A 20030-nucleotide genomic window follows, 5' to 3' on the forward strand; every position below is an offset into this window, starting at 1 on the left:
AGCCAGATCTTATGTATAATTTCACGATTTTCAACGCTTTATACGGTTCCCCTCAGCACGTTCCTGCGTAAAGCGCTCTCAAGATGGATCCCTATGCATTCACCTATGCAGACGACTCCGGGGTTAGATTGGCCTGTCGATCAGCGTCTAGCGCCCCGTAAACGTGGGCCGGCGCCCCTCGGCGCGGGCGCGCCCGACCTCACGAATGTCGTCCGAGCCGAAAGGCGCACGCAGCGCCGCCTCCCGCTGAGGGGCAGTAAACAGATCCGGGGCGAATTCCGCCTTGATGTTCTGCATGGTCAGCGGCGCTTTCGCCGCCACGAGATCGGCCAGTTCCAGCGTCCGTTCCAACGTCCCTCCGATGGCAAAACCGCAGGACACAGCAGTGTCCAGATCCATCGGCGCGCCGCCGATCAGCATCAGCCGCGCCCGGGAGGCACCGACGTGCTCCGCCAGGGAACGCACCACCCATTCATTGACACCGATGGCCATGTCCCCCACAGGAAGCAAGAACCGCGCAGAACGGGCGGCGACACGGATGTCGCAGGCCATGGACAGCATCATTCCTGCGCCGATGGCGGGGCCGTTGATGTAGGCGATGACGGGCGCGCGGGATGACCGGATGGCGTCGATAAGCGAAAATAGGTGCTCGAAGAACGAGCCGTCGAACTCGTCTTCGTCAAGGTCGGCGCCGGCGGAAAAGACGGTACCTGCCCCGGTGAGCACGATCGCGCGTGCGCCGTGGGCCGCCGCGAACGCAGTGGACAGCGTGCGCAGCAGCTCTGTAGATAGGGCGTTGCGCTTCTCGTCGCGGTCGAGCGTGAGCACCGCGACGTCGCCGCGCGACTCGGACTTAATCACCGATCTGGTCTCGTCCGCGCTTGACAATCAGCGGGTCCGGCTCACCGACGACATCGTGGTCTTTGTTGGTGTACTCGAACTTGCTCAGGATGTAGCGCATCGCGTTGATGCGGGCGCGCTTCTTGTCGTTCGACTTGATCGTGATCCACGGCGACTCGTCGGTGTCGGTGTAGCGGAACTGCTCCTCTTTCGCGCGGGTGTAGTCGTCCCACTTATCCAGCGAGGCCAGGTCCATCGGGGACAGCTTCCATTGGCGCACCGGGTCGACCTGGCGAATGGCGAAGCGGGTGCGCTGCTCCTTTTGCGTCACGGAGAACCAGAACTTGGTCAGCGAAATGCCCGAGCCCAAGATCATGTTCTCCAGCATGGGCACCTCGCGCAGGAACTCGGCGTGCTGCGATTCGGTGCAAAACCCCATGACGCGCTCCACGCCGGAGCGGTTGTACCAGGAGCGGTCGAAGAAGACGATTTCGCCCGCCGACGGGAAGTGCTGGATGTAACGCTGGAAGTACCAGGACGTGCTTTCGCGTGGCGACGGCTTCTCCAACGCGACCGTCCGCGCACCACGCGGATTGAGGTGCTCGTTGAAGCGCTTGATCGTGCCGCCCTTACCGGCTGCGTCGCGGCCTTCGAACAGGATGATGTGGCGCTGCCCGGTGTCTTTGGTCCAGTTCTGCCATTTGAGCAGCTCGATCTGGAGCGCACGCTTGGTTTTCTCGTACTCTTCGCGCGTCATCCGCTCGTCGTAGGGGTAGTTCTCGCGCCACGTCTCGATCGGGGTGCCGTCGGCCTTCAGCAGGACGGGGTCGTCCTCGTCGGAGTCGTCGACCCAGTAGCCCTCGATCTGGGCAAGGTCGAGCATCGGCATGTCGTCTGCTTTGTGGTCAGCCATGGCGTTCATTCTAACCGCGGAATCGAGGTCGCGCGCTGCGAAGAAACATCCCGCGTTCACGGCCCAGTCATGCGAAAACCCCGCCGCAGTGCGACGGGGTTCAAGGCAAAGGACGGGATCAGACCCGTGTGCCTTTAGAGGTACTTCGCAGCGAGACCGGCGAGGTCGCCAACAGCCTTGAAGAACTCACCGAAACTCTTAGCGATAGCGCTGAGAGTGCCGCCAATGGCGTCTTTGGAGGAAAGCTCAGCCCAGCCGGAGGAGAAGTTGGAGTCAGCAGACATAGTAGTGTCCTTTCGAGAAGAATCGGGGGTTAGGTACTCAGCGGAAGCCGAGGAGTTAGCGGATTAGCTCTCAGAGGAGCCAGCGAAGAGGTTGGAAGAGCTGCCCTCAGAGGAGCCGGTCAGGAGGGCGGAGGAGCCTTCAGCACCGTCGAGGGAGGAGCCCTCGCCGCCGAACCAGCCAGCGATGGTGCTTACCACGTCGTAGAAAGAGCCGGTGCCGTCACCGAAGAGCGTGGCGAGAGCCTTGAGCCCGGTGCCGAGATCCTTGAGCTGGGTTGCGATCGTTGCGAGATCCATGTTTTTCCCCTTTTGGAGTAGGTGCCAGAGTAAGCCTGGCATATCTGGACAAATTCTGACACCCCGTTGAGCGCCACGGGTGAAATCTTGCCACAGATTTCGGTTCCGTCAACATTTAGTTCCAAGAATTTTGCGGGCAAACTGATGCCACAAAGTTATTAGGGGGGCAAAACCAGAGGTCAGAGAAAATTAACCATCCGTGACCAGCTGGGAATATTCGCGAGTTCCAGTGAATACGAGGTAAACAGCATCGATTATCTGTAACAACACCCAAAAGCGCCTCGATATACTGCACCCCGCCGGGCAACGAACCACGCCAAACGTTGCCCCTATCCGGGGGTAGCAGGGACATTCCCGTCATGGACGGTGCCGGTTCACTGACGGCCACGTACATTCGCCCTCGACCCGTCGTGGCGCGGAGTCGACAGCTGGGCGCGGACAAACGCATAAAGTAAAGGGTCGAGACCTCTGGCAGACGTTACCCGCATGAACAAGGAGTTCCATGACCAACACCACCGAATGGGTCGAGACCCCCAACGATGAGGTCCCCGCTGCCCCCGTAGGCGCGACAACCTACCGCGTCAGGTATATCGCCGAGGGCGCACGAGGCCCAGCAACAATGAGCGGGCTGGTCACCGTGCCCGCCCACCGCCGAGAGGACGGCGCACTCTTCAGCTGGGCGCACGGCACAACGGGACTATCCACCAACAGCGCCCCCTCGCTGCATGTGAAGGGTGACCCCATTGAGCGCTACATCACCCCCTGGACCGAATACCTGCAGCGCTGGGTGGACGAGGGATACATCGTCACCCAGCCCGACTACGAGGGCCTCGGCGTCGAAGAGGTGCCCGCAACCTACATGCACCGCGGATCGCTGGCGGCCTCCATCAACCGGCTCGTTGAGGAGGCGCGGCTGAAGTTCGGCGCGGACGGCGGCTGGCTCAACGTCGGGTTCAGCCAGGGCGGCTACGCAGCACTTGCCGCCGCCTCCTCCGACGAGACCGCCGACGGGCTTGCCGCCACCATCGCCATCGCCCCCGGTGACACCGAGTTGGTGAACAAGAACCTCCGCCTCATGGGCGTGCGCCCCGTCGACGTCGCCCGCATGCTCAAAGGCACCGCCGTGCGCTTCTTCCCCATCGTGATCGCCGGCGCCATCAATTCCTTCGACTCCGTCGACCCAGCAGACTTCCTCAGTGAACGCGGCGCTGAGCTCGTCGATAAGGCGGAGAAGCTCACCCTCCCCGAGCTGCGCGACGAAGTCGCCGACACCTCCGGCGGGGAACTGTTCATCTCCAATGCCAACACCAAACCCATGCAGGACCTACTCGACGAACAACGCCTAGAACTCATGGCCCCGCAAGGGCCCGTCTTCGTCGTTGCCGGGGCCAAAGACACCACGATCAACCGCGAAGCGCTGAAATCTGTGCTGTCTGCGTGGGAGTCCGCCGGGGTTTCAGTTGACTACCATGAAGTGCCCGGGGCCACCCACTCCGACACCGTGCCGCGCAGCTGGGAGGCGCAGCGGGAGTGGCTGGCGGCGCTGGGATAGGTGGTCGACGGGGGGCTAATACGCTAGGTCGAGTGCGACTGACGTGGCGCAGGAACCGTCTTCGTCTTGTGGGGCGGCACCCCACAAGACGACCGAGAAACCACCCCGGCAAAACCTCAGGTCGCCTGTGACGCATGTGACGCCTGTGACGCCACAATTATCATCGTCTTGCAACCTGAGAAAGCAAGCAAAAAGGGCGCCCTCCACATCGGGAGGGGCCCCTTTCGGCGTCGTTAAGCCAACGACGTTACATCATGCCCATTGCCTCCGGGTCCATCCCGGCACCGGCGCCAGCGCCAGCCGGCTCGGGCTTGTCAGCCACAACAGCCTCGGTGGTCAGGAACAGGCCCGCGATGGAGGCCGCATTCTGCAGAGCAGAACGCGTCACCTTCGCCGGGTCGTTGATGCCGGCAGCCATCATGTCCACGTACTCGCCGGTCGCAGCGTTGAGGCCATGACCCAGCTCGAGGTGCGCAACCTTGTCCGCCACCACGCCCGGCTCCAGGCCGGCGTTGAAGGCGATCTGCTTCAGCGGGGAGGACAGGGATTCGCGGACGATCTTCACGCCCGTGGCCTCGTCACCCTCGAGGCCCAGGTCGTCCTCGAGCACCTTCGCAGCCTGCAGCAGGGCCACGCCGCCGCCGGCGACAATGCCCTCCTCCACGGCAGCCTTGGCGTTGCGCACAGCATCCTCAATGCGCAGCTTCTGCTCCTTGAGCTCCACCTCGGTGGCGGCGCCGACCTTGATCACGGCAACACCGCCGGCCAGCTTGGCCAGGCGCTCCTGCAGCTTCTCGCGGTCGTAGTCGGAGTCGGAGTTCTCGATCTCGGCGCGGATCTGCTTCACGCGGCCGTCGATCTGAGCCTGGTCGCCAGCGCCCTGCACGATCGTGGTCTCGTCCTTGGTGATGACAACCTTGCGGGCCTGGCCGAGCAGCGCGAGATCGGCGGTTTCCAGCGAGAGGCCGACCTCCTCGGAGATGACCTGGCCGCCGGTGAGGATGGCCAAATCCTGCAGCATGGCCTTGCGACGATCACCGAAGCCCGGCGCCTTGACAGCAACGGACTTGAAGGTGCCACGGATCTTGTTGACCACCAGGGTGGACAGAGCCTCGCCCTCGACATCCTCGGCGATGATCAGCAGCGGCTTGCCGGACTGCATGACCTGCTCGAGAACAGGCAGGAGGTCCTTGACGTTGGAGATCTTCGCGGAAACCAGGAGGATGTACGGATCCTCGAGAACGGCCTCGCCGCGCTCCATGTCGGTGGCGAAATAGGCGGAGATGAAGCCCTTGTCAAAGCGCATGCCCTCAGTGACCTCGAGGTCGACGCCGAAGGTGTTGGACTCCTCGACGGTGATGACGGACTCCTTGTTCACCGCGCCGTTGCCCACGGCGTACATTGCCTCGGCGATCTTCTCACCGATGGAAGAATCGCCCGCGGAGATGCCTGCGGTCGAGGCGATCTGCTCCTGGGTCTCGACCTCCTTGGCGGTCTCGAGCAGGTAGGCGGAGACCTTCTCGGTGGCGGCCTGGATGCCGCGCTTAATACCCATCGGGTTGGAGCCAGCCGCAACGTTGCGCAGGCCCTCGCGCACGAGCGCCTGGGCGAGCACGGTAGCGGTGGTGGTGCCGTCGCCGGCGACGTCGTCAGTCTTCTTGGCTACTTCCTTAACCAGCTCGGCGCCGATCTTCTCGTACGGATCCTCGAGCTCGATTTCCTTCGCGATGGTCACGCCATCGTTGGTGATGGTCGGCGCGCCCCAGGACTTCTCCAGAACAACGTTGCGGCCCTTCGGGCCCAGGGTGACCTTGACGGCATCAGCCAGCGTATTCAGCCCGTTTTCCAGGCTGCGGCGTGCTTCCTCGTCAAATGCGATCATCTTTGCCATGTGAGTTAGCTGCTCCTCTTACATTGAGAGTGTGTTGGTATACGGCGCCACTCAACGTCGGATTCGAGCAGGCGCCCGCGACGGCACGGCTGGTGAGTGAGGCAGCCTCACCCGCTCAAAAACTTTTAGCACTTGACTTGCTTGAGTGCTAACCCCCATTTTTAGCAGTCTGAGCGGGCGAGTGCAAGGTTGGGTGGGATTGACGTTTCGTGGTGGCGGTGGGATGTCACGGTCAGCCGGTGGCGGGGTGCAAAACCCCAGTTCGGCGATGGCAGTTTCGGGTTGACCGTGACATTTCAGGCGGTGGAATGTCACGGTCAGGCGGTGGTGGGGTGCAAAACCCCAGGTCGGTAACGCCAGCACCAGTTTGACCGTGACATTCCACTCCAACAGGAAGACCTCAGCACATTTTCCCGCGCGCTCGGGTGCTGAAATCGCACTGAGATCTTCGCCCGAGTCTCTTTCAGTGCGACCTGCAAGGGCTTCTGAAAACAGGGTTAAACGACAAAATGTGTGTCCGGATTCATCGATTTGTTTGGGTTGATCAGCGGTAATCCGGAAAGTATATGATCTTGGAGCTTATATCCGTCCCAGGGCGGCGAAATATTGGGGTGTGACAGCAGCGTGTGGTAGGCGCCGGTGTTGGCTTGATCAATGCCGAAGAACCAACCCCGATGCCAGGTGTGCGGCGGCGAGACGAAACGCAACGGGAAGACCTCCGCCAACCGCACCCGGTGGCGGTGCAAAATCTGCGGCGCTTCCACCACCAAGCAGCGCCCCGATATCACCAACTCCGCAGCCTTCGCAGCATTTATCGCCCACCTCACGACCGGTGCGAGCTTGAGAACCGCTGCTGCCGAAGCAGGGTGTCATCCGCGTACCCTGCAACGCCGGTTTGAATACTTCTGGCTAGTTGATGTCCCCGATCCCACGATCGGGCACGAAGGCCGGGTCTACGACCAGGTCTTCATCGACGGCACCTACACCGCCGGCGGGTGTCTCATCGTAGCCGCCACCTTGGATCACGTCATCGCCTGGCACTGGTGCACACGTGAGACCACCGGCGACTACCAAAAGCTCCTCGAACGTATCCCCGCGCCCCTGATCGCTGTCATCGACGGCGGCCAAGGCGCTGCCAGCGCAATCAAGACATGCTGGCCCACAACGAAAGTGCAGCGCTGCCTCGTCCACGCCCAACGCGTGGTACGCCGACACACCACCTCACGCCCACGCACCGATGCAGGACGAGCGATCTACCAGCTCGCGCTCAACCTCACGAAGATCACCGATCTTGACGAGGCGGCCGCGTGGGGTGCGCAGCTACACGAATACGGCAACGTCTACCGCGACTGGATGAACCAGAAAACGTGGACAACCGACCCGGCGACACGGCAACGCACCTGGTCATGGACGCATGAACGCACCCGCAAGGCCTACAACAGCCTCAACCACCTGTGGCGAAACAACCTACTGTTCGTCTACCTCGAACCACCCGACGGTGTCCTCGATGCCAACCGGATCAAATCCACCACCAACAGCCTTGAAGGCGGCATCAACGCCCAACTGAAACTGCTGACCCGCACCCACCGCGGACGATCCGGGGAGCATCAGCGTCGGATGCTGGAGTGGTGGCTGTATCTGCAAACGGAACTGCCTGACGATCCTGTTGAGATCGCCAGGCAGTCCAACTGGGGCCAGGACCAACTCGCCAAAGTATCCACCCTGACCCACAACGAGAACCACGCCGACCACGAAACCGGACGACCAGCCCTCTACGACAACGCTATCGACACCAACTACACACACTCAATCGGCATCCAAAAAGGCCACATCTAACCCCGCGACACGCCGACAACAGACACACATTTTGTCGTTTAACCCTGAAAACATGGCACCGGCTAAACGCCCAAAGAAAGGCCAATGACCCCGGCGATGTGCTACTTAAAGCAGGGATCGACCCGGGGCCTTCGTACCAGACGGTATATAATTTTGACGTGGAAGTCAACTCCAGACCCTCGGGGCAGACGACGCTCGACGACCTGCGCGCATGGTTCTCCTCCCCGCGAATGGACACCTACGCGACCCACAGCTTTCCTGTTGAGCTCTACCTGTGGAACACACGAATAACCAAAGCGTTTCTGGAAGATATCCAGCATTTCGAGGTACTGTACCGAAACTGGATTGATGGCATTCTTTCCTTAGAGTACGGCCCGAAGTGGTTCGACAACCAGCGCGCAGACGGCACCAATGCTGGGCTCGCATTCAACAACATGGATAGGCGCGGAGTTAATAAGGCTCGCACACGCGCTGGCGGGGCGGCAGCTAGTCCCGGGAAGGTCATTGCGGAACTCACCTTCGACTTCTGGTTTCACCTTCTCGACCGCCGCCACGCCGCAACCCTCCACCCCAAATTTGTCGCAGCCCTCGGCTATACGCATAGCATTTCAGCGCTGATTACCCGGATCGCCCCCATATACGCCTTGCGTAACCGCTGCTCGCACCACGAACCCATCATCAGGCATGACCTTACGGAAGAAGCAGCTTATGTAGGCAACATTCTGGAGAGCATTCATCGAGTTTCATCGTGGATTGACCCAGAGGCCGGCGAATGGATCGCCGGGAGTTCTCGGGTCCCCGAGCTGTATTCCCTCCGACCTACATAGCTTCATCCAGCCGACCCTTCGGGGCGTTCGAAATGAACAAGGAAGTGCCCCGAAACGGGGCTCTCAGCTCATCTGGTCACGCCCTCCGCCCACACCAAAGCCGGCATCCAAAGCGCCGACGCCGCCGGTGGTACGTTCGAGCGCATGACCTCCCCCAACATCACCCCCAACCGCGACCGCATCTTCGCCGACCTGTCCGCACTGGTCTCGTTCAACTCGCCGCACTCCGTGCCTGAGCTCGCAGATCAGCACGAGGCTGCCTGCGCGTGGACGGTCGCCGCGCTGGAATCCCTCGGCTTCGACGTCAAGCGCCACCCCACGATTGACAACGCCGACACCATCATCGGCGACCGCATCGTTGACACCGAGGCCCCGACCGTGCTGCTCTACAGCCACTACGACGTCGTGCCCGCCGGTGATCCGGCGGCGTGGACCTCGGACCCGTTCACGCTCACCGAGCGCGACGGGCGCTGGTACGGCCGCGGCGCCGCGGACTGCAAGGGCAACCTCGCGATGCATCTGGAAGCGATCCGTCTTCTCGACGCCGCCGGGAAAACGTCCGCCAACCTCAAGGTCGTCATCGAGGGCTCCGAAGAGTTCGGCGGGCAGGGCGGTCTCGAGCGCCTCATTGAAACCTCGCCCGAACTCTTCCGCGCCGATGTCATCCTCATCGCGGATTCCGGCAACGTCGCCGTCGGCACCCCGACGCTGACCACGCAGCTGCGCGGGGGTGCCCAGGTCCAGGTCAGCGTGGAAACCCTCGCCGGCGACATCCACTCTGGCGGCTTCGGCGGCGCCGCCCCTGACGCGGCGGACGCGCTCGTGCGTATAGCCAGCTCACTGTTCGACGAGCACGGGCGCACCACCATCGACGGCGTCGACTGCCTGGGCAAGTGGGAGGGCGACGCCTACGACCGCGAGACCTTCCGCAAGGACGCCGGAGTGCTGGAGGGCGTGCAGCTCTACGGCACCGTGGACGACGAGCCCGCCGACATGGTGTGGGCGCGCCCCGCCGTGACCATGATCGGGTTTACCTCCCGGCCCGTCTCGGAGGCGCTCAACGCGATCAACTCCCGCGCCAGCGCCCAGTTCAACCTGCGCGTGCCGGCCGGGATGAGCACCGCCGAGACCGTCGAGAAGCTCGAGCAGCACATCCACGCCAACGCCCCGTGGGGCGCGAAGGTCAGCGTCGAGGTCTCCCAGGTCAACGAGCCGTTCGCCACCGACATCACCGGGCCCGCCGTGTCGTTGCTGGGCGAGTGCCTGAAGGATTCCTACCGCGCCGATTCCCTGGCCGTCGTCGGTTCCGGCGGCTCCATCCCGCTGACCATCACCCTGCAGGAGCACTTCCCCGACGCCGAAATCGCGCTGTTCGGCGTGGAGGAGCCGATGTGCGGCATCCACGGGGTGGACGAGTCCGTGGACCCGGCCGAGATCGAACGCATCGCCGTGGCCGAGGCGGAGTTCCTGCGCCGCTCCGGGGCAAGCTTCGCGGCAAAATAAAATAGGAAACCGTGTTGCGCGTCACTTCCTCAGCGGCTAGTGTGATGCGCATGACACGAGCAGTCCGACTTGTACGCCTAGTAGGTAAGGCTACGCACCCCGGCCACCATTAGCCGGCCTTTGTGGCACGGGGAAGTAGTCGCTAGGGCAACCCAGAAAACCAAGGACCGGCCTCCCCGTTACGCCGCAACAAGAAGGACACCGGCCCACCATGGCACCTACTGCAACGACTGTCTCCCGCCCCACCACGTTCCACGCCCCGGCACTGACCGAGGACCGCGATCCGTTCCAGATCCGCTACGACATCGACAGCAAACTGCCCAGGGAGCTGCGCGCCGAGGCGCACGGCATGGACTGGGGCCTGTTCCGCGCCACGTACGCTCCCGCCCCGACGGTTCAGATCGGCCTCGTGGGCGTCGACAAGCTGAACTTCAGCGATCACCGCTACACCGTCGAGGTCACGCAGACCTCGAAGACGAAGGCCCCCGAGTCGACCTACCACGAGGTCACCGCGACCGGGCCAGCGGCCGCGATGAGCACCATCCTCAACGAGCACGGCCGCTACGTCGAGATCCTCTCCTACCACGAGATCACCCTGTACGAGGCCACCGTCACCTGCGTCAAGGTTGCGCACCAGGTCGACCACACCCGCACCGCGTGGGCCGTGGGCTTCGGGCACAGCCCCGCGCACTCCGTCGCAGCCGCACTGTCCTCCGGCGCGCAGCGCATCTACGGCAACCTCTGAGAACTGGTAAGGTTGTCGGCATTGGTTGGCCGCGCCGCAAGATAGCCCCTGAAGTGTTAAAAGACGCTGCCTCTTTTGTGCTCCGGCGCTCCGGACGGGTATCACGAAGCAGGCGCTGTCCCTGTCCCGTCCACCTGAAGTAAGGAGGGGTACGCGTTGTGCTGTCTCTTTTGATTGCCCTCGTCGGCGCCACCATCGCGGCGCCGCTTCTGCTGCGCACGATCGGCCGTGTCGCATTCGCCCTGATCGCCCTAGTCCCGCTCGCCGGATTCATCTGGATTGCCAGCCTGTTCCACGGCGGGGTATTCGCTGACGGCGGTGCTGTCATGGCGTCCTACCAGTGGATGCCGAGCACGAACCTCAACCTGGACTTCCGCCTCGACGCGCTCTCAGGCCTGTTCAGCCTCATCATCCTCGGCTGCGGCTCTCTCGTGCTGTTCTACTGCTGGGGCTACTTCGACTCCAACCCACGCCGCCTCGCCACCTTCGGCGCGCAGCTGACCATGTTCGCCATGGTCATGTACGGCCTTGTCATCTCGGACAACTTCCTGTTGATGTACACCTTCTGGGAGCTCACGTCCGTCCTGTCGTACCTCCTGGTGGCGTACTACGGCGAGAGGGCGTCGTCACGCCGCTCCGCCATCCAGGCGCTCATGGTTACCACCTTCGGCGGGCTGGCAATGCTCGTGGGCATCATCCTCTTCGGCCAGCAGACCGGCATCTGGAAACTGTCCGACATCGCGACGTTCGGCGGCGTGGCGGAGACCCCCGGCATCGCCGCAGCCATCATCCTGGTCATGCTCGGCGCGCTGACCAAGTCCGCCCAAGCCCCGTTCCACTTCTGGCTGCCCGGCGCGATGGCCGCCCCCACCCCGGTGTCCGCTTACCTGCACTCCGCGGCCATGGTCAAGGCCGGCATTTACCTGGTCGCCCGCCTCGCCCCCGACTTCGCGGCCGTGCCCACCTGGCACATCGTGGTGTGCGGCACAGGCATCTTCACCATGCTGCTCGGCGGCTGGATGGCGCTGAAGCAGAAGGACCTGAAGCTCATCCTGGCCTACGGCACGGTGTCCCAGCTCGGCTTCATCACCGCGGTCATCGGCATCGGCTCGCGCGAGGCCACCATGGCGGGCCTGGCGCTGACGTTCGGCCACTCCCTGTTCAAGGCCGCGCTGTTCATGATCGTCGGCGCGATCGACCACACCACCGGCACCCGCGACATCCGCGAGCTGTCCGGGCTGGGCAAAAAAGAGCCCCTCTTAGCCGTGTTGGCGATTATCTCGGCCGCGTCGATGGCCGGCATTCCGCCGCTGTTCGGGTTCGTGGCCAAGGAGACCGCCCTCGACGCGGTGCTGCACGAGGAGCTGCTCCACGGCATGCCGGGCAAGATGCTGCTCGTGGGCCTGGTCGCCGGCTCCATCCTGACCATGGCGTACTCGCTGTACTTCATCCACGGGGCCTTCGCCACCAAGCGGGGCGCCACCACGGAGGAAGTTGCGCAGATGGACTCCATCGGCCCCACCCTGTGGCTGTCGCCGGCAATCCTCACCGCGCTCACGGTCGCGTTCGGCCTCTTCCCGGGCTGGATGAGCCGCGCCTTCAACGAGTACCTCGACGTGCGTTTCCCCGAGGTCGAGGGCAACTACCTGGCCCTGTGGCACGGGTTTACTATTCCCCTGCTGCTTACTGGAGTGATCATCGGTGCCGGCGCGCTCATGTTCTGGCAGCGCGACGTGGTGGCCAAGGCGCAGTTCGAGCGCCCCGCGCTTGGCGACGCCGACGATGTCTGGGACAACATCATCCGCACACTGCGCATCGCGTCGCTGCGCCTGACGGCGTCGACGCAGCGCGGCTCGCTGACCATCAACCTGGCTACCATCTTTCTAGTGCTCATGGTGGTTCCCCTGGCGGGGCTCATTCTCGGGCCGTCCACCGACATCCGCATGATTGTGTGGGACAGCCCCTGGCAGGGAATGACCGTAGTGTTCATGTCGATTATCGCCGTGGCCGCAACCCTGCAGCGCAACCGCCTCTCCGGCGTGGTCATGGTCGGCCTCACAGGCTTCTCGCTGGCGTTGATTTTCGCGCTGCACGGCGCGCCCGACCTCGCGCTGACGCAGGTGCTGGTGGAGACGATCGTCATGGTCGTGTTCATGCTCGTGCTGCGCAAGATGCCCACCGACCTCGAAAGCCGCAGCGATTCCGACGTGCGCCTGCGCGCGTGGCTGTCCATCGGCACGGGGCTGTCGGTGGTCATCGTGGCCATGACGGCGATCTCCTCGCGAATCGCGGAACCCATCTCCGGGCCAATGCCCGACTTGGCATACGAGATCGGCCACGGCCGCAACGCCGTCAACGTGCTTCTGGTGGACCTGCGCGCCTTCGACACCTTCGGCGAGATCACCGTGCTGGCGATCGCGGCCACCGGCGTGGCCAGCCTCATCTTCGGCACGGGGTCGTTCTACCGCGACTCGCGCCGTCCCGTGCTCTCCTCGTCGGTGCCGCGCTGGCTGTCCTCGTCCGTCAACAGCGAAACGGCGCAAAACCGCCACATGATGGTCGAGGCCGCCACCCGCATCCTCTTCCCGTCGATGATGCTCTTAGCCGCGTACTTCTTCTTCTCCGGCCACAACGCCCCCGGCGGCGGCTTCGCCGGCGGCCTCGTCGCCGCCCTGGCGTTCGCGCTGCGCTACCTCGCCGGCGGCCGCGACGAAATCGAGGAAGCCCTGCCCGTCAACCCCGAAGCCATCCTGGGCACCGGACTGCTGCTCTCCGCGGCCGCCGCCGTGGCCCCGATGTTCTTCGGCTACCCGCCATTGACCTCCGGCTACATCGAACCCGACCTCCCGCTCATCGGCCAGGTTGCCATCCCCTCCGCCCTGCTTTTCGACGCCGGGGTCTCCGTCATCGTGGTCGGCCTCATCATGCACATCCTCACCTCCGTCGGCGCGCACCTGGACAAGGAAGAAGACGCCCGCAAGGAGCGCGCTCGGGAACGCGCCCGCGCCATGCAGGAGAAGAACGAGCAGCGGCGCGCGCTGCAGGCCAGCAAGCGTCGCGAGAGGGCGTCGGCAAGCACTAGCGAAACAGGCGAAACAGGAAGGAGCGAGTAGATGGAAGCGAACCTTTTCCTGCTCATCGGCTCAGGCGTGCTGATCTCGGCCGGCGTGTACCTGCTGCTGGACAAGGCGATGACCCGCATGATCATGGGCATCATGCTCATCGGCAACGGCGCGAATCTGCTACTGCTGCAGTCAGGCGGGCAGGCGGGATCCCCGCCGATCCTCAACCGCGACAACGAGCTCTACGGCGAGCAAACGTCCGACCCGCTCGCCCAGGCGATGATCCTCACCGCGATCGTGATTTCGATGGCGCTCGTGGCATTCATGCTGGCGTTGGCGTACCGCCAGTACCGTTACCGCAGCGATGACGTGGTTGAGCGCGACGTGGAGGATCGCGCCATCGCCGCGCGGCCGGTCACCGCAGCCGCGCAGCCGGACCACGACGCCTCCGATGACCCCGAAACCGGCCGCGCCAGTGCGCTGGGTGACGAGTTCGGCCCCCGCTCCTTCGAAGAACCCGTAACGGAGGCCGACGATGACCGCTGAGCTCTTTGACTTCGCCGGCTTGGTCCTGCCCTACGTCTCCTACCTCATTCCGCTGCCCATTTTGCTGCCCGCCATCGCGGCGGCACTCATCTTCCTCACCGGACGCCACCTGGCGACGCAGCGCACGATCGCCTTCATCACCCTGGTCGCGCTCGCCGTCATCGCGGCGACCTTGCTGATCGTCGCCGACATCTACGGCATTCAGACGGTGCAGATCGGCGGCTGGGAAGCGCCTATCGGCATCACGCTCGTCGCGGACCGGCTGGCCACGATCATGCTGCTGGTCTCCGCCATCGTGCTGGTCGCCGTCATGTGGTACGGCATCTCGCAGGGGCTTCGCGACGGCGACGAGGATGACCCCGTGGCCGTCTTCCTGCCCGTGTACATGTTGCTGACCATGGGTGTGAACCTGGCGTTCCTCGCCGGGGACCTGTTCAACCTGTACGTCGGGTTCGAGATCTTCCTTGTCGCCTCCTACGTGTTGCTCACCCTCGGCGCCTCCCCGGCGCGCGTGAGCTCGGGCATCGGCTACGTCATGGTGTCCATGGCGTCGTCCATGATCTTCCTGTTCGCCCTGGCGGCGATCTACGCCTCCGTGGGCACCATCAACATGGCCCACGCCGGCGAGCGCATGGAGGCGCTGCCCGAGGGCACCCGCACGGCCATCTTTGCCACCCTGCTCGTGGCGTTTGCCATCAAGGCGGCCGCTGTCCCCCTCGACGCCTGGCTGCCCGACTCCTACCCCACCGCGGCGTCGCTCGTCACCGCCGTGTTCGCCGGCCTGTTGACCAAGGTCGGCGTCTACGCGATCATCCGCATGCGCTCCACCGTGTTCACCGACGGCTCCCTCGACGGGCTGCTCATGTGGGTGGCGCTGGCCACCATGATCGTCGGCATCATGGGCGCCCTGGCGCAAAACGAAATCAAGCGTCTGCTCTCGTTCACCCTGGTCAGCCACATCGGCTACATGATCTTCGGCGTTGCCCTGGGCACCATGGAAGGCCTCTCCGGGGCCATCTTCTACGCCGTCCACCACGTGCTCGTGCAGACCTCTCTGTTCCTCGTCGTCGGGCTCATCGAGCGCCAGGCCGGCACCTCCCAGCTGCGCCGCCTCGGCTCGCTGCTCTATACCGCGCCCGTGATCGCGCTGCTCTACTTCATCCCCGCCCTCAACCTGGGCGGCATTCCCCCGTTCTCCGGTTTCCTGGGCAAGATCATGCTTTTGGAGGCCGGCGCGGCCGAGGGATCGTGGCTGTCCTGGGTCCTCATCGGTGGCGCAGTGGTCACCTCGCTGCTGACGCTCTACGCCATGATCCTGGTCTGGTCGAAAGGCTTCGTGCGCGACCGCGCCGACGCCCCCGAGGGCCACATCGCCATCGACCGGCCGTCGGCGCTGTCGGACCGCCAGTCCACCGTGGCCATCGAGGAGCGTTCCGACGTCGGCCGCGTCCCGCCCGGCATGCTGCTCTCAACCTCGCTGCTCATTGCCGCGTCCTTGGCCATCACGCTGCTGGCCGGCCCCATGGCGGCCGTGACCGACCGCGCCGCCGAATCCGCCCAGGACCGCTCCATCTACCGGGATGCCGTGCTGCGGCCCGGATACACCGACCCGACCCGCAACCTCGATCAGCCCACGATGCAGGAAGGGAGCGACGCCCTGGACATGCGCACCACCGCCCCGGGTCCAACCTCTGTCCCGCCCGAGGGGGAGAGCACCGCGCCCGTCGCCGAGCCCGCGACGCAGGGCAACCCTGGCGACGGCTCACTTCAGTCGGAAGCGGAAGGAGAATAGGCCATGAAAGGTTTTGCAGCCCGTCTCCGCCCCCTCTTCGTACTGTGGCTCACGGCGATGTGGGTCATCCTCATGGACGAGCTCAGCTGGGGCAACGTGCTCGGCGGCCTCGCGCTCGCCCTGCTCATCGTGCTAGCGCTGCCCCTGCCGAAGGTGCCGCGCGACCACCACCGCGTCCGCTGGAGCAAACTCGCCGTATTCGTGATCGTGTGGTTCGGCGACCTCATCGTCGCCTCCGCCAAGGTCGCGTGGCTCGCGCTGCGGCCCGCCGCCCCGCCGCGCAGCGCCATCCTCAAAGTGCCCATGCGGGTTTCCAACGAGCTCGTGCTCTACCTGGCCACCTGCGCCTACAACCTGCAGCCCGGCGGCTCCGTCACCGACTTGGACATCGCCAACCGTGAATGGACCATCCACGTCCTCAACGCCGAGACCGAAGAGGATATCGCGCGGGAACGCCGCAGCGTGGCAAAGCTAGAGCGCCAAATGATCGACATCTTCGAAAGCAGGGGCTAAGCCATGGACCCGAACCTGTACAACATCTTCCTCGGCATCGCCGCCGCCTTTCTCGTGGCCGGCCTGTTCATCATCGGCTGGCGTATTGTCGTCGGCCCCAACTCGCTCGACCGCGTGCTTGGCAACGACGCCTTCACCGCCTCACTGCAGTGCGTGCTCGCCCTCTACATCTGCTGGACCATCGACACCACCGTGGTCAACGCGATGATTGTCATCGCGCTGCTCGGATTCATCGCCTCGCTGTCCGTGGCCCGCTTCCGCCGAAGGGACGACATCTCATGATCACCGACATCATCTCCCTCATCTTCATCCTCCCCGGCGCATTCATGGTGTTCTCCGCCGCCGTCGGATCCGTGCGTTTTAAATCCACCCTCGCGCGCATCCACGCAATCACCAAACCCCAGACCACCGGCCTGGTGCTCATGGTCGTGGGCACCATCATCCGCGTCATCGGCTCCCCCGACTTCGGTGTCCACGAACGCGGCGACATCGGCATGCTCGTCCTGCTCGTCATCTTCGCGCTCATGACCAACCCCGTCACCGCCCAGCGCCTCGGGCGCGTCTCGCGCCTCGAAGGCCTTTACGGCGGCGAAGACGCCCTCACCGTCAACGAACGCCCCGCCCCGAAGCGCTAAGCGGGATCAGCCCCAGGTCAGGGAGGTCAGCTCGTCGCAGGCCAGATCGACGGCCGGTTTCCAGTCACGGTGGACGTCGAAAAGCCTGCGCTGGCGCTGATACCCCGCGCCGCGTTCGAGGATTTCCAGCACCAGGTTCAACTCCTCCACGCAGCCGAGATCGGCGGCGACGCCCTGGAGGCTGTCGACCAAGTCGACCAGCTCCTCGGTGACCCAGCGCTCGTCCGTCGCGCGGCTGGTAATCACGAGAGCCTCCATGCCGTAGCGCGCGCCACGCCACTTGTTTTCCGCCACATGCCACGGCTGCAGCGTGGGAAATTCTTTGCCCTCGTCGATCATCCGGTCGTAGTGCACCACCAGGCAGTGCGTCAGCGCCGCAATCGCCGCCAGCTCGCGCAGGTTCGACGTCGCGTCCGAGATGCGCACCTCGATGGTGCCCCACTTCGCGGCCGGGCGGACGTCGAAATGCATGCTGCCCGTGTGGTTGATCACCCCCGATGTCTGCTGGTCCCGCATGAACTGCACCCACTCGTCCCACGACTGGAACTGGTACGGCATGCCCGCGGTGGGAAGCTGCTGGTAGAGCATCGTGCGGTTCGAGGCGTACCCCGTGTCCAGGCCGTCCCACCCCGGGCTCGACGCCGAGATGGCCAGCAGGTGCGGGTACTTGGTCATCACCGCGTTGATGATCGGCCACACGCGGTCCTCATGCCGGATGCCGATGTGGCAGTGGATGCCCCACAGCATCATCTGCTGGCCCCAGTACTGGGTGCGGTTGATGATCTCCTTGTAGGTAATTTTCGGGCTCAGCGGCTGCTTGCGGAAATCCGAGAACGGGTGCCCGCCCGACGCCCACAGCCGCAGGTTCTCCTCCTCCGCTACCGCGCGCACCTTCTCGGTGGCGTCGGTGAGGAACCGCACCGCCTCGCCCGCGTTCGTGCATACCGGGGTGACCAGCTCGATGGTGTTTTGCAGGAACTCGCGCTCCAAGTGCAGCTCGGGGTGGCGGGCGGTGACCTCGTCGATCACCTCCGCGGCGCGGGGCACCAGATCACGGGTCTGCGGGTCGACGAGGCAGATCTCCCACTCGACGCCCAGCGTCTGATTCGGGGACCTGGCGAAATCACGGAACGGATCCATGAGGCAATGTTACCCGGCGAGCACCACGGAGATAGCCTCGCGGTTGCCGCGGACCTGGTCGGGCAGCGTCGCACCCTCGGGCACGTCGGTGACCGGCGTGGCAACTCCATCGACCTGGCGTGCCACATCGGCCGCCACCTGCTCCGCCCCGCTTACCGACGGATCGAAGAACACCGTCGTGCGCGGGAAAATACCGTAGCGCTGCTCGGGGAGGTTCATTGACGTCGAATCCGCCGTCCGGTTCTCCACCGTGAACTCCGCAGACAGCCGGTCCGCCGTCGCACCGGCCAGGCCCTGGTTGGGCGAGTTGTTGAACACGTACACCTGCGCGTTCTCCCTCGTCAACGCCGGGCCCTGGTTGGGGGCGGGTGCCGGGTTCTGGGGCTGCGCGGGGTTCTGCGCCGGGTCCTGGGCCTGGTTTTGCGCTGAGTTCTCGCTTTGGTTGGCGCTCGTGTTGTCCGCAGGTGCCGGGCTCTGCTGGCCCTGCTGGCCCTGCTGGCCGTGCTGCTGGTTCTGCCCCTGCGCGGGCGCCGAGCTCGTCGCCGGGCCCGTCACGTTTGCGCTGTCGTTGTCGTTCTGCGTCAGCGCGTACAGGCCCCAGAGCAGCAGAATTGCGGCGACGGCGATGAGGATCATCGCCAAGCCCCGCTTCGGGATACCCCCTGCAGCCGCGGCTGTGCTGCCGGCGGCGTCGTTCTCGTCGTCGCGGCGGTGCGAGCCGCGGTACTCATCGACCTCACCGGCGTAGTCGTCGGGGTTTCCGTTACCAGGATTCACAGTACTCACACCCGTAACACTATTACCCCGGATTCAACTGCGGGCGCTGCGACGCGCCGCCGGCAGGCGGGTACCCTGCAGCATCGCCAGCACCTCCGCAACGAACAATTCGGGCTTTTCTCGCAGCTCTTGCGGACGGTACCGCAGAAAGACGTATCCCATATTGCCCAGCTTTTTCTGCCGGGCGTACTCCTCGCGGATCGTCAGCCCGGGATCGTCGGCGTACTTGACGTCCCCGTCGACCTCGATTGCCAGCCAGTCGTCAACCAGCAGATCCATACGATAGCGCCCGGCCCTTCCCTGCACCACGACGCCCTCGACGCCTTCCTCAATGAGCAACGCGCGCGCGAGCGATTCGTAGGGGGACTCCGATAGCGCGGTAGCGAATTGTATGCAGCGGCGCACCACCCGCACGTTGCCGAAGCTGCCCATCCGCCCCACCTCCCGGTAGAGATCGTCGCGGTCGTACCCGTTCGCCAGCAGCCAATCTGCCGCGATTAGCCCCTCGGCAAAGCCGTGGGTGCGCGCGATCTCGATAAACGTGCGCACCGGAACCGTCGCGCGCGCCCCGAAGACCTCGGTGAACGGACCCGGGGGCCGGCGGCGGCACACCACGGACCTCTCGCGCCGGTACGTCGGGGGCGCCTCCCCGCTGGGCAGCGCCAACTCCACCGGCTCGGGAGTCAGCGACACCACCCACATCCCCAGAACACGCGCCGCCGACCGGCCGGTCAACACCGCTTCATACGCATTGCGGCCCCGCGCAACGGCCTCCACGAAGCGCAGCGCGGGGAAGCCCAGCTCCGCCAGAACGTCGGCGGGGATAGCGATCTGGTTGGTGAGTCTGACCAAGCCACTGGCGGCGGGATCGCGCCTG

20 protein-coding genes are annotated in these 20030 nt (G+C 64.5%); 11 read left to right on the forward strand and 9 right to left on the reverse strand.

Annotated elements, in window-relative coordinates:
• Window positions 1-147: 147 nt before the first annotated feature.
• From BLS40_RS06505 to BLS40_RS06515, 4 genes are all read right to left on the reverse strand, one after another.
• A complete protein-coding gene (locus BLS40_RS06505) occupies window positions 148-861 on the reverse strand; it encodes an enoyl-CoA hydratase-related protein (protein ID WP_092150286.1) in 714 nt (237 codons plus the stop codon).
• The gene (ppk2, locus tag BLS40_RS06510) at window positions 854-1753 is read right to left on the reverse strand and encodes a polyphosphate kinase 2 (protein WP_092150289.1); all 900 of its coding nucleotides are present in this window, start codon (window positions 1751-1753) and stop codon (window positions 854-856) included. The genes BLS40_RS06505 and ppk2 overlap by 8 nt, the downstream gene beginning before the upstream one ends.
• 134 nt (window positions 1754-1887) lie before the next feature.
• Window positions 1888-2037: a hypothetical protein gene (locus tag BLS40_RS10965; protein ID WP_157672450.1), complete on the reverse strand. Its 150-nt coding sequence runs from the start codon at window positions 2035-2037 to the stop codon at window positions 1888-1890.
• A 63-nt stretch (window positions 2038-2100) separates the two neighbouring features.
• Window positions 2101-2334 (reverse strand): hypothetical protein, encoded by a 234-nt coding sequence (locus BLS40_RS06515; protein WP_092150292.1) that lies wholly within the window; start codon window positions 2332-2334, stop codon window positions 2101-2103.
• Between the two features lie 502 nt (window positions 2335-2836).
• Between BLS40_RS06515 and BLS40_RS06520 the strand changes: the two genes are divergently transcribed.
• On the forward strand, window positions 2837-3886 hold the full coding sequence (locus BLS40_RS06520; RefSeq protein ID WP_092150295.1) for an alpha/beta hydrolase family protein: 1050 nt from the start codon (window positions 2837-2839) through the stop codon (window positions 3884-3886).
• 247 nt (window positions 3887-4133) lie between these two features.
• On the opposite strand, the gene groL is transcribed toward BLS40_RS06520, so the two are convergent.
• Both groL and BLS40_RS11075 read right to left on the reverse strand, forming a co-directional pair.
• Complete coding sequence (groL, locus tag BLS40_RS06525; RefSeq protein ID WP_092150298.1) at window positions 4134-5777, reverse strand: chaperonin GroEL; 1644 nt, start codon at window positions 5775-5777, stop codon at window positions 4134-4136.
• A 497-nt stretch (window positions 5778-6274) separates the two neighbouring features.
• The gene (locus BLS40_RS11075) at window positions 6275-6547 is read right to left on the reverse strand and encodes a hypothetical protein (protein ID WP_172807979.1); all 273 of its coding nucleotides are present in this window, start codon (window positions 6545-6547) and stop codon (window positions 6275-6277) included.
• Between BLS40_RS11075 and BLS40_RS06530 the strand changes: the two genes are divergently transcribed.
• From BLS40_RS06530 to BLS40_RS06575, 10 genes are all read left to right on the forward strand, one after another.
• The gene (locus tag BLS40_RS06530; protein WP_092148108.1) at window positions 6432-7613 is read left to right on the forward strand and encodes an IS1249 family transposase; all 1182 of its coding nucleotides are present in this window, start codon (window positions 6432-6434) and stop codon (window positions 7611-7613) included. The two genes, BLS40_RS11075 and BLS40_RS06530, sit on opposite strands and share 116 nt — an antisense overlap.
• A gap of 158 nt (window positions 7614-7771) precedes the next feature.
• Window positions 7772-8440, forward strand: a complete 669-nt coding sequence (locus BLS40_RS06535) for a hypothetical protein (RefSeq protein ID WP_092150301.1) — start codon at window positions 7772-7774, stop codon at window positions 8438-8440.
• A gap of 144 nt (window positions 8441-8584) precedes the next feature.
• Complete coding sequence (locus tag BLS40_RS06540) at window positions 8585-9943, forward strand: M20/M25/M40 family metallo-hydrolase (RefSeq protein ID WP_092150304.1); 1359 nt, start codon at window positions 8585-8587, stop codon at window positions 9941-9943.
• A 211-nt stretch (window positions 9944-10154) separates the two neighbouring features.
• Window positions 10155-10688, forward strand: coding sequence for an acetyl-CoA acetyltransferase (locus tag BLS40_RS06545; RefSeq protein ID WP_092150307.1), 534 nt, complete (start codon window positions 10155-10157; stop codon window positions 10686-10688).
• Between the two features lie 158 nt (window positions 10689-10846).
• On the forward strand, window positions 10847-13801 hold the full coding sequence (locus BLS40_RS06550; protein ID WP_092150309.1) for a Na+/H+ antiporter subunit A: 2955 nt from the start codon (window positions 10847-10849) through the stop codon (window positions 13799-13801).
• Window positions 13802-14296 (forward strand): Na(+)/H(+) antiporter subunit C, encoded by a 495-nt coding sequence (locus BLS40_RS06555; protein ID WP_092150312.1) that lies wholly within the window; start codon window positions 13802-13804, stop codon window positions 14294-14296. It abuts the gene before it with no gap.
• A complete protein-coding gene (locus tag BLS40_RS06560) occupies window positions 14286-16088 on the forward strand; it encodes a Na+/H+ antiporter subunit D (protein ID WP_092150315.1) in 1803 nt (600 codons plus the stop codon). Before BLS40_RS06555 ends, BLS40_RS06560 begins: the two co-directional genes overlap by 11 nt.
• 3 nt (window positions 16089-16091) lie before the next feature.
• Window positions 16092-16601, forward strand: coding sequence for a Na+/H+ antiporter subunit E (locus BLS40_RS06565; protein WP_092150318.1), 510 nt, complete (start codon window positions 16092-16094; stop codon window positions 16599-16601).
• Window positions 16602-16604: 3 nt separating this feature from the next.
• Complete coding sequence (locus BLS40_RS06570; protein ID WP_092150321.1) at window positions 16605-16883, forward strand: monovalent cation/H+ antiporter complex subunit F; 279 nt, start codon at window positions 16605-16607, stop codon at window positions 16881-16883.
• Window positions 16880-17236 carry a monovalent cation/H(+) antiporter subunit G gene (locus BLS40_RS06575; protein WP_006840540.1) on the forward strand — a complete coding sequence of 119 codons (357 nt, stop codon included), beginning with the start codon at window positions 16880-16882 and terminating at the stop codon, window positions 17234-17236. The genes BLS40_RS06570 and BLS40_RS06575 overlap by 4 nt, the downstream gene beginning before the upstream one ends.
• Before the next feature lie 6 nt (window positions 17237-17242).
• Here the strand turns inward: BLS40_RS06575 and BLS40_RS06580 are convergent, their stop codons facing one another.
• Genes BLS40_RS06580 through BLS40_RS06590 form a run of 3 tightly spaced genes read right to left on the reverse strand, consistent with a single transcriptional unit; the run spans window position 17243 to window position 20005 of the window.
• Window positions 17243-18376, reverse strand: a complete 1134-nt coding sequence (locus tag BLS40_RS06580) for a glutamate--cysteine ligase (RefSeq protein ID WP_092150324.1) — start codon at window positions 18374-18376, stop codon at window positions 17243-17245.
• A 9-nt stretch (window positions 18377-18385) separates the two neighbouring features.
• The gene (locus BLS40_RS06585) at window positions 18386-19162 is read right to left on the reverse strand and encodes a LytR C-terminal domain-containing protein (protein ID WP_157672451.1); all 777 of its coding nucleotides are present in this window, start codon (window positions 19160-19162) and stop codon (window positions 18386-18388) included.
• Window positions 19163-19186: 24 nt separating this feature from the next.
• The gene (locus BLS40_RS06590; RefSeq protein ID WP_157672452.1) at window positions 19187-20005 is read right to left on the reverse strand and encodes a hypothetical protein; all 819 of its coding nucleotides are present in this window, start codon (window positions 20003-20005) and stop codon (window positions 19187-19189) included.
• Window positions 20006-20030: the final 25 nt, after the last annotated feature.

It is taken from the genome of Corynebacterium mycetoides (genome assembly GCF_900103625.1).
Taxonomy (GTDB): domain Bacteria; phylum Actinomycetota; class Actinomycetes; order Mycobacteriales; family Mycobacteriaceae; genus Corynebacterium; species Corynebacterium mycetoides.

Excerpts from the sequence above, each read along its gene's own strand:
- ppk2 (WP_092150289.1), bottom strand. The coding sequence starts at position 1,753 with ATGGCTGACCACAAAGCAGACGACATGCCGATGCTCGACCTTGCCCAG.
- BLS40_RS10965 (WP_157672450.1), bottom strand. The coding sequence starts at position 2,037 with ATGTCTGCTGACTCCAACTTCTCCTCCGGCTGGGCTGAGCTTTCCTCC.
- BLS40_RS06515 (WP_092150292.1), bottom strand. The coding sequence starts at position 2,334 with ATGGATCTCGCAACGATCGCAACCCAGCTCAAGGATCTCGGCACCGGG.
- BLS40_RS06520 (WP_092150295.1), top strand. The coding sequence starts at position 2,837 with ATGACCAACACCACCGAATGGGTCGAGACCCCCAACGATGAGGTCCCC.
- groL (WP_092150298.1), bottom strand. The coding sequence starts at position 5,777 with ATGGCAAAGATGATCGCATTTGACGAGGAAGCACGCCGCAGCCTGGAA.
- BLS40_RS06530 (WP_092148108.1), top strand. The coding sequence starts at position 6,432 with ATGCCGAAGAACCAACCCCGATGCCAGGTGTGCGGCGGCGAGACGAAA.
- BLS40_RS06540 (WP_092150304.1), top strand. The coding sequence starts at position 8,585 with ATGACCTCCCCCAACATCACCCCCAACCGCGACCGCATCTTCGCCGAC.
- BLS40_RS06545 (WP_092150307.1), top strand. The coding sequence starts at position 10,155 with ATGGCACCTACTGCAACGACTGTCTCCCGCCCCACCACGTTCCACGCC.
- BLS40_RS06555 (WP_092150312.1), top strand. The coding sequence starts at position 13,802 with ATGGAAGCGAACCTTTTCCTGCTCATCGGCTCAGGCGTGCTGATCTCG.
- BLS40_RS06560 (WP_092150315.1), top strand. The coding sequence starts at position 14,286 with ATGACCGCTGAGCTCTTTGACTTCGCCGGCTTGGTCCTGCCCTACGTC.
- BLS40_RS06565 (WP_092150318.1), top strand. The coding sequence starts at position 16,092 with ATGAAAGGTTTTGCAGCCCGTCTCCGCCCCCTCTTCGTACTGTGGCTC.
- BLS40_RS06570 (WP_092150321.1), top strand. The coding sequence starts at position 16,605 with ATGGACCCGAACCTGTACAACATCTTCCTCGGCATCGCCGCCGCCTTT.
- BLS40_RS06575 (WP_006840540.1), top strand. The coding sequence starts at position 16,880 with ATGATCACCGACATCATCTCCCTCATCTTCATCCTCCCCGGCGCATTC.
- BLS40_RS06580 (WP_092150324.1), bottom strand. The coding sequence starts at position 18,376 with ATGGATCCGTTCCGTGATTTCGCCAGGTCCCCGAATCAGACGCTGGGC.